General features: G+C 41.3%; 16 protein-coding genes. 15 read left to right on the plus strand and 1 reads right to left on the minus strand.

Going from position 1 to position 15,177, the window contains the following annotated elements:
* The first annotated feature begins 268 nt into the window (after window positions 1-268).
* Window positions 269-511, plus strand: a complete 243-nt coding sequence (locus PSU78_RS08955; protein WP_300387196.1) for a helix-turn-helix transcriptional regulator — start codon at window positions 269-271, stop codon at window positions 509-511.
* Window positions 512-1,696: 1,185 nt separating this feature from the next.
* Here PSU78_RS08955 and azu read toward each other — a convergent pair.
* A complete protein-coding gene (gene azu, locus PSU78_RS08960; protein ID WP_300387198.1) occupies window positions 1,697-2,155 on the minus strand; it encodes an azurin in 459 nt (152 codons plus the stop codon).
* Between the two features lie 209 nt (window positions 2,156-2,364).
* Here azu and PSU78_RS08965 point away from each other — a divergent pair, with 209 nt between their 5' ends.
* The 14 genes from PSU78_RS08965 (at window position 2,365) to nuoK (ending at window position 15,173) form a co-directional block, all read left to right on the plus strand.
* Window positions 2,365-3,795, plus strand: a complete 1,431-nt coding sequence (locus PSU78_RS08965; protein WP_300387200.1) for a cytochrome ubiquinol oxidase subunit I — start codon at window positions 2,365-2,367, stop codon at window positions 3,793-3,795.
* Entirely contained in the window at window positions 3,795-4,802 is a 1,008-nt protein-coding gene (cydB, locus tag PSU78_RS08970) for a cytochrome d ubiquinol oxidase subunit II (RefSeq protein ID WP_300387202.1), read from the plus strand. The genes PSU78_RS08965 and cydB overlap by 1 nt, the downstream gene beginning before the upstream one ends.
* A complete protein-coding gene (locus PSU78_RS08975) occupies window positions 4,802-4,942 on the plus strand; it encodes a DUF2474 domain-containing protein (RefSeq protein ID WP_300387204.1) in 141 nt (46 codons plus the stop codon). The genes cydB and PSU78_RS08975 overlap by 1 nt, the downstream gene beginning before the upstream one ends.
* A 655-nt stretch (window positions 4,943-5,597) precedes the next feature.
* Window positions 5,598-5,954, plus strand: coding sequence for an NADH-quinone oxidoreductase subunit A (locus PSU78_RS08980; protein WP_300387206.1), 357 nt, complete (start codon window positions 5,598-5,600; stop codon window positions 5,952-5,954).
* 25 nt (window positions 5,955-5,979) lie between these two features.
* A complete protein-coding gene (locus PSU78_RS08985) occupies window positions 5,980-6,456 on the plus strand; it encodes an NADH-quinone oxidoreductase subunit B family protein (RefSeq protein WP_013148459.1) in 477 nt (158 codons plus the stop codon).
* Window positions 6,457-6,475: 19 nt separating this feature from the next.
* Complete coding sequence (locus tag PSU78_RS08990) at window positions 6,476-7,072, plus strand: NADH-quinone oxidoreductase subunit C (RefSeq protein ID WP_300387209.1); 597 nt, start codon at window positions 6,476-6,478, stop codon at window positions 7,070-7,072.
* Complete coding sequence (locus tag PSU78_RS08995) at window positions 7,065-8,318, plus strand: NADH-quinone oxidoreductase subunit D (RefSeq protein ID WP_300387211.1); 1,254 nt, start codon at window positions 7,065-7,067, stop codon at window positions 8,316-8,318. Before PSU78_RS08990 ends, PSU78_RS08995 begins: the two co-directional genes overlap by 8 nt.
* 20 nt (window positions 8,319-8,338) lie before the next feature.
* The gene (gene nuoE, locus PSU78_RS09000; protein WP_300387212.1) at window positions 8,339-8,812 is read left to right on the plus strand and encodes an NADH-quinone oxidoreductase subunit NuoE; all 474 of its coding nucleotides are present in this window, start codon (window positions 8,339-8,341) and stop codon (window positions 8,810-8,812) included.
* Window positions 8,813-8,865: 53 nt separating this feature from the next.
* Window positions 8,866-10,155, plus strand: coding sequence for an NADH-quinone oxidoreductase subunit NuoF (nuoF, locus tag PSU78_RS09005; RefSeq protein WP_300387382.1), 1,290 nt, complete (start codon window positions 8,866-8,868; stop codon window positions 10,153-10,155).
* Window positions 10,155-12,587 carry an NADH-quinone oxidoreductase subunit NuoG gene (gene nuoG, locus PSU78_RS09010; protein ID WP_300387214.1) on the plus strand — a complete coding sequence of 811 codons (2,433 nt, stop codon included), beginning with the start codon at window positions 10,155-10,157 and terminating at the stop codon, window positions 12,585-12,587. The genes nuoF and nuoG overlap by 1 nt, the downstream gene beginning before the upstream one ends.
* Window positions 12,584-13,627 carry an NADH-quinone oxidoreductase subunit NuoH gene (nuoH, locus tag PSU78_RS09015; protein ID WP_300387216.1) on the plus strand — a complete coding sequence of 348 codons (1,044 nt, stop codon included), beginning with the start codon at window positions 12,584-12,586 and terminating at the stop codon, window positions 13,625-13,627. The genes nuoG and nuoH overlap by 4 nt, the downstream gene beginning before the upstream one ends.
* A 47-nt stretch (window positions 13,628-13,674) precedes the next feature.
* On the plus strand, window positions 13,675-14,166 hold the full coding sequence (nuoI, locus tag PSU78_RS09020; protein WP_300387218.1) for an NADH-quinone oxidoreductase subunit NuoI: 492 nt from the start codon (window positions 13,675-13,677) through the stop codon (window positions 14,164-14,166).
* A gap of 48 nt (window positions 14,167-14,214) precedes the next feature.
* Window positions 14,215-14,868, plus strand: a complete 654-nt coding sequence (locus PSU78_RS09025; RefSeq protein WP_300387220.1) for an NADH-quinone oxidoreductase subunit J — start codon at window positions 14,215-14,217, stop codon at window positions 14,866-14,868.
* Entirely contained in the window at window positions 14,868-15,173 is a 306-nt protein-coding gene (gene nuoK, locus PSU78_RS09030; protein WP_013148450.1) for an NADH-quinone oxidoreductase subunit NuoK, read from the plus strand. Before PSU78_RS09025 ends, nuoK begins: the two co-directional genes overlap by 1 nt.
* The last annotated feature ends 4 nt before the right edge of the window (window positions 15,174-15,177 follow it).

Consider the following 15,177-nt stretch of genomic DNA (forward strand, 5'->3'; position numbering starts at 1 on the left):
TAGCCACACATAGTCTCAGTTTGCAAAATTATGGTGGATTTTTAGAGATGCCCAATAATGATTCCAACCCATTTCAACACTTTTTTCATATTTCTCCCTTTTTAAATTGTTTACTAAATTCGCTATTAGCCTAGCTAGTTATGCCAAATATCATGTACTACCTAATTTTCATTAGAGATAGTTAATATTTTTTGTATTCAAACGTGAAGTGCAGTTTAAAGGTACATGTACCGTGGCTTACTGTGCATCATAGCTGAATAATCAGGGCATGCCAAACCTTTCTAAAAACCGACAAGATCCTGCGCTTCTGGCGCTTGGACTAGCAATTAGAGAAATTAGACAGTCGAGAAATATTTCTCAGGAAAAACTGGCACTTTTGGCAGAAGTGGACCGAAGTTATGTAGGGAGAGTTGAGAGGGGTGACAATAACGTTGCGATTCTCACCTTGTTGAAGCTGGCTTCTGCTTTGGATGTAAATTTAGAAAAGCTTATGCAGAGAGCAAGCCTCTAATGGCTTAATATTAGCTTCTAACTTTTAATTTGTAGTTCATTGCGTATTTTAGTATATGAGCTACCTAGCAATCACTTGTAAAAGTCCGCTCAATAATTTGCAAATTAGTCACTCATAATTTAATCATTTGTGAGAATAAAAGTAGTAAACTCAGCATTGGTAGACGATCAATGTCACAAGCAACTAATTTCGACTAAGCGACTGATTATGTAATATTAGATGCTTACATCAAATGACCAAGACAATAACTAATTGCTTTATGATTGATGCCACTATAAGCAGTCCATTAATAATCAGCATTAGTCAAATCTACAGATCGACGAGGTTACTCCTCACGCTCTTTAGTTGTATGTTGTGAAAGTTGCTGGATGAGAGAAAGTTTTGAAACAGACAATAACAGCAGATATTCTTAATCGTTTTTTGCTATTAATGACTGCGCTTTCGAATGGCAGTTAAAGTGCCAGTGAAATAAAAAACGTATAAAAATATGTATAAAAAAACTATTCGATTTCATGGATGCAAGTGCTGGCAATGGGTTGGTGGCGATGTTTGGGTCTCTCCGTCGCACCAGTAGTTAGTTTCAAGTAGTATTAAATAACCTCAAATCCTCACTAATTCAATCTTCTAGTATCAAAAGTACTATCCGAAAGTTGGTAAGTCATTTTGTTCAATCTCCTTACAAAACATATCTAAATTTTTTTTAAAATTTCACACGTTAAACCTTAAGTTTGACTTGTCAGAGGCGCTGATAATTTAGGCAGCTTGCCTAAAGAAAAAGAATGTGTCTTGTGAGATGGCAAGAGCTTATTTTGCTTATGTATTCGAACTTCAGCGAATACTTGCATTTGCATAATTAGGGTCATGATAAGCCAAAGAAAATTCAATTAGCCAAGTATCCTGATTTAACCATGGCGCTAGCTTGCAATATTACAATGCGAATGGGTTTGATGGTGGATAACAACAAAGCTCCATTATTTATTTGCTAGTTTTGACCTGTCTGCCGAATCAATCTTTTATACTTAGGCATACTCCTGCGCCATATTAAGTAGTTATATATCATCCACGAATGACATAAATAAGCTGTTTAATTTTAGTGAATTTGAGCTAAAGTCATAAATTTTTCCAAGAAAAAATAAAGGCGATGTAAAAATCGCCTTTAAATTAATATAATAAAGCTAGCTTTAATTATATTAGTTTAAAAACTCCCTTCATCACTGATGCATGTCCAGGAAAGCTACAATAAAATGAATAACCATCACTCGCTTTAACATTGGATAATTTAATTTTTACAGAAGTTGTTTCTCCCCCTCCAATGACGCTAGTATGACCAATCACGCGCTCGTCATTTTGCTTCACGTAGTTATTCGCTAAACCAGCTGTGCTCCCATCTGCAAGTACCGATTGCATATCTGTAGTTTTCGATATGACAATGTTGTGCCCCATGACAGCTTTTGCCATGGTGCCCGTGTTTTTAAGGTTTAATGTGATTTCTTTGCAAGTTTTTGGCACTGCGATTTCTTTAACATTAAACGCCATTGCAGGGGTTGCTTCAACATTTACATCGCAAGTGCCAGCAAATGCTACATTAGCAAATAGACTACTAGTAATGCCCAAAAGTACAATACTGCTTTTAATATTTAACATTTTAAATTTACCTTTATTAATTGAAAAACTACCTTCTTAATGACCGCTGAATTTATCAAAAGTGCAATTAATTTCAAATTATTTTTTAGCATTAATTAATTAAAAGATGTGCGTGAACTTCTATTAAAATATGTCATCATATCAGCACGAAAATGATAAAGATCAATGACTATTTGGGTCATTTAATGTGCTAATAGAAGCGGATTGATATGTTAACAGCTCAAGAAACAATTTTAGGGTTCAATGCACTGGACTTTGCTAGAGTTCAATTCGCATTCACCATTTCCTTTCATATAGTTTTTCCTGCACTCACTATTGGTTTAGCCAGCTATTTGGCTGTTCTTGAGGGCTTCTGGCTCAAAACAGGTAAGCAGGTTTACAAGGATTTATATCATTATTGGCTAAAAATATTTGGTGTCATTTTTGGTATGGGGGTGGTGTCAGGTTTGGTAATGTCTTACCAGTTTGGTACTAACTGGGGTAGTTTTTCTGAATTTGCAGGCGGTGTAACAGGGCCGCTACTTGCATATGAAGTGCTCACGGCATTTTTTATGGAAGCAGGCTTTTTAGGCGTGATGATGTTCGGTTGGAACCGAGTCGGGCGTGGCTTACATTTTTTTGCCACACTGATGGTAACTGTAGGCACTCTTATTTCCATGACTTGGATTATCGCATCTAATAGCTGGATGCAAACTCCTCAAGGCTTTTCTATTGTCAATAATATTGTGATACCAACCGATTGGTGGGCTATTGTTTTTAATCCCTCTTTTCCCTACCGATTAGTTCACATGGCAATGGCAGCCTTCTTAGCTACGTCACTTTTTGTTGGTGCTTCAGCGGCATGGCAAATATTGCGTAAACAAGATACGGACGCAGGCCGAGTAATGTTATCAATGAGTATGTGGATGTTGATGTTTGTAGCGCCGCTGCAAATTTTGGCAGGGGACATGCACGGTCTAAACACGCTAGAATATCAGCCTGCTAAAATTGCTGCCATGGAAGGGCATTGGGAAAAGTTATCTGAAGCTAAAACTGATAAAGGCATGCCGCTAGTGCTATTTGCTATACCTAGCCAAACACAAGAAAAAAATCTTTTTTCAATCGAAATACCACATGTTTCAAGTTTAATATTAACGCACAGCCTGAATGGCCAAATTAAGGGACTAAAAGATTTTGCGGTTGAAGACCGACCTAACGTGAATGTTTTATTTTGGTCGTTCCGTATTATGGTTGCCTTGGGTTCAGCGATGCTATTGGCAGGGCTAGCAAGTGCATACCTTCGCTATAAAAAACAACTATACACATCGAAAATCTTTCTATGGGCCATTACTTTAATGGGCCCAACAGGTTTAATTGCTATTTTGGCTGGCTGGATTACAACAGAGGCTGGACGTCAACCATGGGTGGTTTACGGGGTTATGCGCACAAAAGATGCTGTTTCACTTCATGATGTCAGCACTCTTGCGCTATCCCTTGCACTTTTTGTTTTTGTCTATATTTTTGTTTTTGGCATTGGTGTTGCTTATGTATTGCGACTGATTCGTAAACCGCCAGTTACCCATGAGGGCGACGAACCTATCGGGCACGATAATATCAGGTTGCCAGTAGCGATTGCCTCAGAGTTTGGCGGGAGAAGTTAATGTCTATCGATATTACAATAGTATGGGCAGCTATCATCTTTTTTGGTGTGATGATGTATGTGGTGATGGATGGCTTTGATTTAGGTATTGGCATGCTCTATCTATTTGTGCCCAAGCGTGAAGATCGTGATGTCATGATGAATACCGTAGCGCCAGTCTGGGATGGCAACGAGACTTGGTTGGTGCTTGGTGGTGCAGGTTTATTTGCCGCTTTTCCACGTGCATATGCGGTACTTTTAAGCGCCTTGTATTTGCCGTTAATTTTAATGCTTTTAGGTTTAATCTTTCGAGGAGTTGCTTTTGAGTTTAGATTTAAAGCCCCAGATGTTGAGCGGCACATTTGGGATAAAGCTTTCTTTGGAGGTTCATTTGTTGCAGCCTTCTTTCAAGGTGTCACATTAGGCACCTATATTAATGGCATTAAACTAACAAATGGCGAATACACCGCAGGTGCTTTCGCATGGGTAGCACCATTCCCGTTATTTGCAGGATTGGGGGTAGTGATTGCATATAGCCTGCTTGGTTGCTGCTGGCTGATATGGAAAACTGATGAATCCTTGCAATCACGCATGCGTGAACTAGCAAAAAAACTATCGTGGTTAATTTTATTTAATATCAGCGTAATTAGTATTTGGACGCCACTTTCTAATCAAGAGATTGCTCACAGGTGGTTTACAATGCCTAACATTCTATGGTTATCTCCTATGCCCATTTTGGTGGCATTAACCATGTGGAAGCTAAGCAGAGCCATTGAGCATAAGCATGAGTTATCACCATTTATTTACTCACTTTGTATTATATTTTTAGGTTACATAGGTTTGGGGATTAGTGTGTGGCCTAATATTATTCCGCCAGATATCAGTATTTGGCAAGCAGCGGCGCCTATTGAAAGTCAACGTTTTGCCTTGGTCGGTACGGTGATTATTATTCCTATTATTCTTATATATACTGCCTGGTCTTATTATGTATTTAGAGGCAAAGTGCGCGCAGAAGATGGGTATCATTAATGGGAACTTCCAATCTAGAAAACAAGTGTTGGCTTAAAAGGCTGGGCTGGTTTGTGTTTATATGGGCTGCCAGTGTAATGGCATTAGCGTTAGTTGCTTATTTTCTCAAGCAGTTATTTCGGCTGCTTGGACTAGCTTAAGTTTAAAGGGCATGGTTAAGTGCTGGCTTAAATCGTTGGTTGGAGTGGTAGAAAATATTGAACGTAATAAGCTGGACATGCCTAGTGCCTATTAAGTTAACGTCTCGGTTCGTTTTTTACTAAAGAGGTTAACTTCAAGCGTTCATTTCAGCTTAAAGTATTTACTTAAATACTGTAATTACTATTAGGTTTGATTGATTGAAAGTGCTAAGCGATAAGCAACTTATCCCTAAACTATCATTATGATTGCTTGCGCCATGTATGTGAGCAAGGATAAAGTGTTTAAACAAGCAATAACAGCAGATGTTTTAGTCGTTTTTTTGCTATAATAAAAACGCTTTCGATTGCTGGTTGAAGTGCTAGTAAAATAACAACATATAAAAAATCTAAAAAACGTTTTCGATTTTATGATTGCAAGTGTTGGTGATTAATTGGCGGTATTTTTTTGCGTTTTTTCGTTCTTAGTTTTAAGCAAATATAGAGCCGCAATGCCTAAATTGATGAGTTGAGTGCTAATTGCACTGGTGTTTGTAATTATGATGTCATGAATAGCATGTAAGTATGAGGTGCAACTTTCATTCGGGCGGGTGACATGTCCTGTCTGTTTCGTTTTTTTTGTAGTTTGGTTTTTAGAAATTGAGTTTGGGGCTGGTAAGTGTTAGAAAATTACTTTCCGATATTGATGTTTATTCTTGTGGGCTTGGCGGTTGGCGTTGGGCCACTGGTATTGGGTTTATTGGTTTCACCACATAAGCCGGATGCTGCAAAAAACTCTCCTTACGAATGCGGATTTGAAGCGTTTGAAGATGCTCGTATGCGATTTGATGTTCGCTACTACCTTGTTGCTATCCTATTTATTTTGTTTGATTTGGAAATTGCCTTTTTATTCCCTTGGGCGGTTGTATTGCAGGAAATAGGCTTATTTGGCTTTATTGCCATGATGATATTTTTGGGTGTGTTGGTAATCGGCTTTATTTACGAGTGGATGAAAGGTGCCTTGGAATGGGATTAAACCTCAGAGCGGGACTGTGTAAGTCATGAGTATTGAAGGTATTTTAGAAAAAGGTTTTGTCACAACTACGCTGGATACGGTGATTAATTACACACGTACTGGTTCAATGTGGCCAATGACCTTTGGTTTGGCGTGCTGTGCGGTAGAAATGATGCACGCAGGTGCTTCACGTTACGATTTAGACCGTTTTGGTATCGTTTTTCGCGGAAGCCCGCGTCAGTCAGATGTGATGATTGTGGCTGGTACGCTTGTCAATAAAATGGCACCAGCGCTGCGTAAAGTGTATGACCAAATGGCTGAGCCGCGTTGGGTGATCTCAATGGGCTCGTGTGCCAACGGCGGCGGATATTACCATTACTCTTATGCTGTGGTGCGCGGGTGCGACCGCATTGTACCTGTTGATGTTTACGTACCAGGTTGCCCGCCAACTGCTGAAGCATTGCTATACGGTATTATCCAGCTACAAAATAAAATCAAACGTACTAATACCATTGCGAGATAGTGCGAGCTAAAAGAAAAATATGTCAGCAAAATTAGATCAATTATTAAGCGATTTGCAAGCTTCAATGGGCGAAAAAATCACTAAGCATGTTGTTGCGCTAGATGAAATCACGATTGAATGCAAAGCCCAGGATTATTTGGCGGTTTGCCAATTGTTACGTGATGAGGCGACCTTAAAGTTTGAGCAGTTAATCGATTTAAGTGGTGTGGATTATCAGGCTTATGGTGATGGTGCTTATGATGGCATGCGCTATGCAGTAGTTTGTCATCTGCTTTCTGTATCACTCAATCATCGCGTGCGCTTGCGTGTGTTTGCCCAAGACGAAGATTTCCCTATTCTGCCGACTTTGGTCGACGTGTGGTCGGTCGCTAATTGGTTTGAACGTGAAGCGTTTGATATGTTCGGTATCATGTTTGAAAATCATCCAGATTTACGCCGCCTGCTCACTGACTATGGTTTTGTTGGCCATCCATTCCGTAAAGATTTCCCTATGATTGGTAATGTTGAAATGCGTTACGACCCAGAGCAGCAGCGCGTGATCTATCAACCTGTAACAATTGATGAGCGCAATAATGTGCCGCGTGTAATTCGTGATGAAGGAGCGCATCGTGGCTGAGATTCGTAATTACACTATGAACTTTGGTCCGCAGCATCCAGCGGCGCACGGCGTTTTACGTTTGGTGTTGGAGTTGGATGGTGAAGTAATTCAGCGTGCAGATCCGCACATTGGTCTGCTGCATCGTGGTACTGAAAAATTAGCTGAAAACCGTACTTATTTACAATCAGTGCCTTACATGGACAGGCTTGACTATGTGTCGATGATGTCGAACGAGCATGCTTACGTGATGGCGATTGAAAAAATGATGGGTATTGACGTGCCTATCCGTGCGCAATATATACGTGTGATGTTTGATGAAATTACTCGTGTTCTCAATCACCTGTTATGGCTTGGTGCGCATGCCTTAGACGTGGGCGCAATGACCGTGTTTTTGTACGCATTCCGAGAACGTGAAGATTTGTTTGACTGCTACGAAGCTGTTTCTGGCGCACGTATGCACGCTGCATACTATCGTCCAGGTGGTGTGTACCGTGATCTACCAACGCAAATGCCGCAATATGAAGTCTCACCTTTGCGTAATGCTAAAACTGTTAAAAGTCAAAATGAAAACCGTCAGGGTTCATTATTAGATTTTATTGACGACTTTGTCAGCCGCTTTCCTAAATATGTCGATGAATATGAAACTTTACTGACGGACAACCGTATTTGGAAGCAGCGTACCGTCGATGTTGGTATCGTTACCCCAGAGCGGGCTTTGCAATTAGGTATGACGGGCCCAATGTTGCGTGGCTCAGGCATTGCTTGGGATTTGCGTAAAACACAGCCTTATGAAGTGTACGCAAAGATGGATTTTGATATTCCTGTTGGCGTGAATGGTGATTGCTACGATCGTTATTTGGTACGTATGGAAGAGTTTAGGCAATCAAACCGTATCATTAAACAATGCGTTGATTGGTTGCGTAAAAATCCAGGTCCAGTGATTTCTAGCGATAATAAAGTTGCACCGCCAGATCGTGAGGGTATGAAGACCAACATGGAAGATATGATTCACCATTTCAAATTGTTTACAGAGGGTTTTCACGTGCCAGCTGGCGAGGCTTATGCTGCCGTAGAGCATCCCAAAGGTGAGTTTGGTATTTACATGGTGTCTGATGGCGCTAATAAACCCTATCGCCTTAAAATACGTGCGCCCGGTTTTGCCCATTTAGCCGCTTTAGATGAGATGACGCGAGGCCACATGATTGCTGACTTGGTGGCGATTATTGGTACTCAAGATATTGTATTTGGCGAAATAGATAGATAATTAGGTCTGATAGATAAAAAATGTTAAGCCCACAAGCTATAGAAAAAATAGATTACGAACTGACCAAATATCCAGCTGACCAGCGTCAAGCGGCAGTGATGAGCGCCTTGCGTATTGTGCAAACAGAGCGTGGCTGGTTATCAAAAGAAAGTATTACTGAAATTGCGCAATACTTGCGCATGCCTGAAATTGCTGCAATGGAAGTGGCAAGTTTTTATAATATGTACGACTTGTCACCCGTCGGAAAATACAAAATCACCATCTGCACCAATATTTCATGCATGTTGCGCGACAGTGATGTGATTGTTAATCATCTTAAAACTAAGTTAAGTGTTGGTTTTAATGAAGTGACACCCGATGGTAAATTTTGCCTAAAAGAGGGCGAGTGTATGGGCTGTTGTGGTGGCGCACCTTTAATGCACGTCAATAATACTGAAATGCATGAATTTTTAACGGTTGAAAAAGTAGATGCGATTCTTGAGGAGCTTAAATAATGGTGACTCGTAAATCAGCAGTTGATAAAACCTCGCTTCATAAACCAGTCGTGATGACTGATTTAAAGGGTCAAACCTTAGTGACGTTGCGTACGCTCACAGAAGATAATCCAGCATCCTTAGAAACCTATATCAAGCTTGGTGGTTACTCTGCGTTAAGACGTATCGTGACCGAGAAAACTAAAGCGACCGATATTATCACCGAAGTAAAGACATCAGGTTTACGTGGTCGTGGTGGTGCGGGCTTCCCAACAGGGCTTAAGTGGAGCTTTATGCCACGCTACTTTGATGGTGTGAAGTACTTGGTGTGTAACTCCGATGAGGGCGAGCCAGGCACATTTAAAGACCGCGATATTATTCGTTACAACCCACACCAATTAATTGAAGGTATGGCGATTGCCGCTTATACCTTAGGTGCGCGTGTAGGTTACAACTATATCCATGGTGAAATCTGGCAAGATTACGAGATATTCGAAGCCGCTTTGCATGAAGCAGAAGCTGCTGGTTATTTAGGTGAAAATATTCTTGGTACCAACTTTAATTTTGATTTATACGCAGTACATGGCTACGGTGCCTATATCTGTGGTGAAGAAACTGCATTGATTGAATCAATTGAAGGTAAAAAAGGTCAGCCGCGTTTTAAGCCACCTTTCCCAGCAAGTTATGGTGTGTTTGGTAAGCCTACTAATGTCAATAATACAGAAAGCTACAGCTCAATCCCTTGGATATTAGAGCATGGCGGACAAGCTTTTGCTGACTTGGGCGTGCCTAACTCAGGGGGTACTAAATTATTCTCAGTGTCTGGGCATGTTGAAAAGCCAGGTAACTATGAAGTTAAAATGGGTACGCCATTTAGTGAGTTGTTAGAACTAGCGGGTGGTATTTGGAAAGGCCGTAAACTCAAAGCCGTGATTCCAGGTGGCCCATCAACGCCTGTGATGCCTGCAGAAGCCATTATGGCAGCAACGATGGATTATGAAGGCTTGAGTAAAGCGCGCTCTAGCTTAGGCGCTGGCTCAATGATTGTGATGGATGAAACTACTTGTATGGTGAAAGCCTTGCATCGTTTATCTTATTTCTTTTATGAAGAGAGTTGCGGTCAATGTACGCCATGCCGTGAAGGTACTGGTTGGGTTTATCGCGTGATAGACCGCATTGTTAACGGTAAAGGCAAAATGGAAGATTTAGATTTGCTAACAGATGTAAGTAACAACATTGCAGGTCGTACTATCTGTGCGTTAGGTGAAGCTGCTGCAACGCCAGTGTTAAGCTTCATTAAACATTTTAGACCAGAGTTTGAATACTATATTCAGCATGGTAAGAGTATGGTAGAAAGTCAATAATGTTAAATATTGAAATAGATGGCAAAGAGTTAGAAGTCGAACACGGTAGCACCATTATTGATGCCGCAGATAAGGCTGGTATTGCTATACCACGTTTTTGTTATCACCCTAAGTTGTCCGTAGCGGCTAACTGCCGTATGTGCTTAGTGCAAGTGGAAAAATTTAACAAACCGTTACCAGCTTGCGCAACGCCTGTTGCTGATGGTATGAGAATTTTCACACGCTCTAAATCTGCCATTGAAGCCCAAAAAAGCGTCATGGAATTCTTGTTAATTAATCACCCACTTGATTGCCCGATTTGCGATCAAGGTGGCGAGTGTGATTTGCAAGATATTGCTGTGGCTTATGGCACCAGTGGTTCACGCTACACCGAAGAAAAACGCGTTGTTTTCAACAAAAATATTGGCCCGCTAGTCAGCACCGATATGACGCGCTGTATTCAATGTACGCGCTGTGTGCGCTTCTTAAAAGAAGTCGGCGGTATGATGGAGTTGGGTATGGTCGGCCGTGGCGAGCATGCTGAAATTACCGCTTACGTCGATAAGAGTGTGAACTCAGAGCTGTCAGGTAATATTATCGATTTATGTCCTGTGGGTGCGCTCACTAGTAAACCTTACCGCTATTCAGCACGTAGCTGGGAGCTGACACGCCGTCCAAGTATTGCACCACATGATGGCTTGGGTTCGCATATCGAAGTGCATGTAAAAGACAATAAAGTCATGCGTGTATTGCCGCGTGAAAAAGAGAGCATTAATGAGTGCTGGTTGTCAGACCGTGATCGCTTCTCTTACGAAGGTTTGAATAGCCCAGACCGCCTCAAGGTGCCGATGATTAAACATAATGGCAATTGGGTGGAAACAGACTGGAAAACAGCACTAGAATTTGCTGCAGGTCAGATTAAAGACATTACCAATGAGCATGGTGCTGAATCATTGGGCGTGCTTGTCTCACCAAATAGCACGATGGAAGAGGGCTATCTAGCTAAGAAACTAGCTGATGGCTTAGGTTGTGGTAACGTGGATTACCGTTTGCGCCAAACTGACTTTAGGTTAGATGGCAAACGTTTAGGTACACCATGGATGGGCTGCAATATTCAAGAAATTGAAGAGCTGGATCGTATTTTGATTATTGGTTCAAATCTACGTAATGAGCACCCATTACTTGCACAACGTTTCCGTAAAGCCGTTGCTAATGGTGCTGAACTGTCCATTATTAGCCCGCTGGATAATGATCCTTTAATGGATATTGCACATAAAGTGATTGTGCGTCCAAACGACATGGTAAACGTGCTTGGTCAAGTGCTTAAAGCAATGTCTGGCTTGCAGAAGCTATCTTTATGTTTGCCACCAACTCTTACGCAATTATTATCAGATATTAAAGTACGTCCTAATACCCAAGCGATTGCTGAAAGTATGGCTGGGCATGGTGAAACTTATGATTTAATTTCACCAAAAGTCGGTATTTTCTTAGGCAATATGGCGTTGAGCGATCCAAGGTTTACTGAAATGTATAGTATGGCTGAGGCTATTGGTGGGATTTCAGGCGCTAAAGGCGGTATTTTGCCAGCAGCGGCAAATAGCACTGGTATGCATATGTTAGGGGTGATGCCTAATAGCACTGGCATGCATGCACGTGCAATGTTAGAAGTGCCTCGCAAGGCATATTTGCTTGTTAATATTGAGCCTGAGCTTGATTGTCAGCATGCGGCTTTAGCTAAGGCTGCGATGGAAAAAGCTGAATGTGTTGTTGCGTTGACAGCATTTAAATCTCAAGCTTTAGAACATGCCGATGTATTGTTGCCAATAGCGCCCTTTACTGAGACTTCAGGCACATTTATGAGCATGGAAGGTCGCGTACAAAGCTTCACTGCTGTAACTAGGCCATTGGGTGAATGTCGTCCAGCATGGAAGGTTTTACGTGTTTTGGCAAATACGCTTGGTTTACGAGGCTTTGACTATGAAACCAGTGAGCAAGTTAAAGACGCTGCTTTTGAAGGTGAAAAACCGTCTGCTGTGGTTTGGCGTAGTTTGAACAACAACTTGAAAGAGTTAGTTGAGATTCAAATTAACATTAAACAAGAAGGTTTACAGCGTATCGGTGAAGTGCCGCAATATGAATCTGATCCAATTGTGCGTCGTTCAACACCGCTGCAAAAAACTAAATATAACATTAAACCAATGGCTCGCATGTGTTCGAGTCAGTTGGCTGAATTAGGCCTGAGTGATGGCGACCTTGTTTCAGTTAAGCAAGATAAAGGCAGCGCAGTGCTTACCGTGAAGCTTGATGAACATGTTGCTAAAGGTTGTGTGCGAGTAGCTGCGGCGCATGAAGATACGATTGGTTTGGGTGATTTGATGGGTGATATTACTGTTGAAAAATTATCTCCTGAATTACTCAAAGGTGATGCAATTGTTCCGGAGGCGCGAGCATGATTGCGTCATTTTTAGCGCTATGTTCAAGTCTATTTGGTAGCTACTGGCCAGCAGTGCAATTAACGGTTTGGACTTTAGTTAAAATCGTTGCCATTGTTGCGCCTTTAATGGGTGCGGTTGCCTATCTAACCTTAGCTGAACGTAAAGTCATTGGCTATATGCAAGTGCGTATTGGACCAAATCGCGTAGGTTATTTTGGTTTGTTACAACCAATTGCCGATGGTTTAAAACTTTTATTTAAAGAAATTGTTGTTCCTACAGCCTCTAATAAAACCTTGTTCTTACTAGGTCCAGTGTTAGCCATTGCACCAGCTTTTGCTGCATGGGCGGTTGTGCCGTTTGATGCAACAATGGTTTTGGCAAACGTGGATGCTGGTTTGCTTTATATATTAGCTATGACATCAGTCGCGGTTTATGGGGTGATTATTGCTGGTTGGGCATCTAACTCTAAGTATGCCTTTTTAGGCGCTTTGCGATCTGCAGCACAAATCGTGTCATACGAAATTGCCATGGGTTTTGCCTTGGTGGGCGTATTGATGTGTGCAAATACATTGAATCTAGGCAAAATCGTAATGGGTCAAGCGGGTGGTTTTTGGCATTGGTATTTCTTGCCGCTATTTCCCTTGTTCATCGTTTATTTTATTAGTGCTGTTGCTGAAACTAACCGCGCGCCATTTGATGTGGCTGAGGGTGAATCAGAAATTGTTGCGGGTTTCCATGTGGAATACTCAGGCATGGCCTTTGCGGTGTTTTTCTTAGCTGAATATGCCAACATGATTTTGGTATCTATGCTCGCTGCCATCATGTTCCTAGGCGGGTGGTTGTCACCTGTGCCATTTATTCCAGATAGTTTCTTATGGCTTTTGGCTAAAGTAGGCTTTCTATTATTCTTATTCTTATGGTTTAGAGCGACTTTTCCAAGATATAGATACGACCAAATTATGCGCTTGGGTTGGAAGGTATTTATTCCAATTACCATTGTATGGATTGTGTTTGTAGGCGGTATGATGCAGACGCCATACGCATACTTATTCCACTAATTTGACTTATTTTGATTTAACTTACTTGATATTGACTTAAAAAATTTATGATCGCAAAAATTAAATCAACGCTTTCTAGCTTAATGCTGGTTGAGCTACTAAAAGGGATGGCGTTAACAGGCCGCTACTTTTTTGCGCCTAAAATTACGGTGCAATATCCTGAAGAGGTGACGCCGCAATCTAACCGCTTCCGTGGTTTACATGCCTTACGCCGTTATCCAAATGGTGAAGAGCGTTGTATTGCTTGTAAACTGTGCGAAGCTGTATGTCCAGCAATGGCCATTACGATTGAATCTGAACAGCGCGAAGATAATACGCGCCGTACTACACGTTACGATATTGACCTAACTAAGTGCATTTTTTGCGGCATGTGCGAAGAATCATGCCCAGTGGATTCTATTGTTGAAACGCGTGTATTTGATTATCACGGTGAACAACGTGGTGACTTGCTGTATACCAAAGAAATGTTGCTGGCAGTAGGCGATAAACATGAGAAGCAAATTGCTGCTGACCGTGCACAAGATAAAGCATTTAGATAGCAAAAAGAATTTAGATAAATATAAGAGTTTAGGTAGAACCGAATCGATATGACCTTTTTTGGCTTACATTTTCAAGACATCGTTTTTTATACGCTAGCAGTTGTATTGCTTTACGCGGCTATCAGCGTCATTACTACCCGTAACCCCGTATATGCCGCCTTGTATCTAGTACTAGCGTTCTTCACAGCTGCTGGGATTTGGTTGCTATTAGAAGCAGAGTTTTTAGCGATCGCGCTGGTATTAGTCTATGTAGGTGCAGTCATGGTGCTGTTTTTGTTCGTGGTAATGATGCTGGATATTAATCTTGATAAGTTACGCGAAGGTTTCTGGAACGCACTACCAGTCGCATTACCTGTTGGTGGTTTAATGGCAGTAGAAATGGTCATGATTGTTGGTGTGCGCAACTTTGGTGTTGATAAAGTGATTGCTCCGCCAGCGCATGCAGCCGATTACAGCAACACTGCAGAGTTAGGCCGTGTACTTTATACCGATTATTTACTGCCGTTCGAGTTAGCTTCAGTTGTGTTGTTAGTCGCGATTGTTGCAGCAATCGCATTGACATTGCGAGACAGAAAAGAAAGCAAATCGGTAGATCCATCTCAACAAGTCTTGGTTAAAAAAGCAGATAGGCTTCGTATCTTGAAAATGGATGCAGTGGTTGAAAAAGCGGAAGATTCAACTAATACGCAGGAGGCTAAATAATGGTTGGCTTATCTCACTACCTAATTTTAGGTGCGCTGTTGTTTGCGATTAGCGTGATTGGCATATTTTTAAATCGTAAAAATGTGATTATTTTATTGATGGCTATTGAGCTAATGTTGCTCGCTGTCAATCTAAACTTTATTGCATTCTCACATTATTTACACGATATTGCAGGTCAAGTTTTTGTGTTCTTCATCCTCACGGTCGCGGCTGCAGAATCCGCAATTGGCTTGGCGATATTGGTTGTGTTGTTCAGAAATCTACGCACGATTAACGTAGATGATTTAGATAGTTTAAAAGGGTAGCGAA

It is taken from the genome of Methylotenera sp. (genome assembly GCF_029945705.1).
Taxonomy (GTDB): domain Bacteria; phylum Pseudomonadota; class Gammaproteobacteria; order Burkholderiales; family Methylophilaceae; genus Methylotenera.

What these genes read in the sequence shown, in the direction of transcription:
- nuoG (WP_300387214.1), top strand. Translation starts at nt 10,155, where the DNA reads ATGTTAAATATTGAAATAGATGGCAAAGAGTTAGAAGTCGAACACGGT.
- azu (WP_300387198.1), bottom strand. Translation starts at nt 2,155, where the DNA reads ATGTTAAATATTAAAAGCAGTATTGTACTTTTGGGCATTACTAGTAGT.
- PSU78_RS09025 (WP_300387220.1), top strand. Translation starts at nt 14,215, where the DNA reads ATGACCTTTTTTGGCTTACATTTTCAAGACATCGTTTTTTATACGCTA.
- nuoI (WP_300387218.1), top strand. Translation starts at nt 13,675, where the DNA reads ATGATCGCAAAAATTAAATCAACGCTTTCTAGCTTAATGCTGGTTGAG.
- nuoE (WP_300387212.1), top strand. Translation starts at nt 8,339, where the DNA reads ATGTTAAGCCCACAAGCTATAGAAAAAATAGATTACGAACTGACCAAA.
- cydB (WP_300387202.1), top strand. Translation starts at nt 3,795, where the DNA reads ATGTCTATCGATATTACAATAGTATGGGCAGCTATCATCTTTTTTGGT.
- PSU78_RS08985 (WP_013148459.1), top strand. Translation starts at nt 5,980, where the DNA reads ATGAGTATTGAAGGTATTTTAGAAAAAGGTTTTGTCACAACTACGCTG.
- PSU78_RS08975 (WP_300387204.1), top strand. Translation starts at nt 4,802, where the DNA reads ATGGGAACTTCCAATCTAGAAAACAAGTGTTGGCTTAAAAGGCTGGGC.
- nuoK (WP_013148450.1), top strand. Translation starts at nt 14,868, where the DNA reads ATGGTTGGCTTATCTCACTACCTAATTTTAGGTGCGCTGTTGTTTGCG.
- PSU78_RS08990 (WP_300387209.1), top strand. Translation starts at nt 6,476, where the DNA reads ATGTCAGCAAAATTAGATCAATTATTAAGCGATTTGCAAGCTTCAATG.
- nuoF (WP_300387382.1), top strand. Translation starts at nt 8,866, where the DNA reads ATGACTGATTTAAAGGGTCAAACCTTAGTGACGTTGCGTACGCTCACA.
- PSU78_RS08955 (WP_300387196.1), top strand. Translation starts at nt 269, where the DNA reads ATGCCAAACCTTTCTAAAAACCGACAAGATCCTGCGCTTCTGGCGCTT.
- nuoH (WP_300387216.1), top strand. Translation starts at nt 12,584, where the DNA reads ATGATTGCGTCATTTTTAGCGCTATGTTCAAGTCTATTTGGTAGCTAC.
- PSU78_RS08965 (WP_300387200.1), top strand. Translation starts at nt 2,365, where the DNA reads ATGTTAACAGCTCAAGAAACAATTTTAGGGTTCAATGCACTGGACTTT.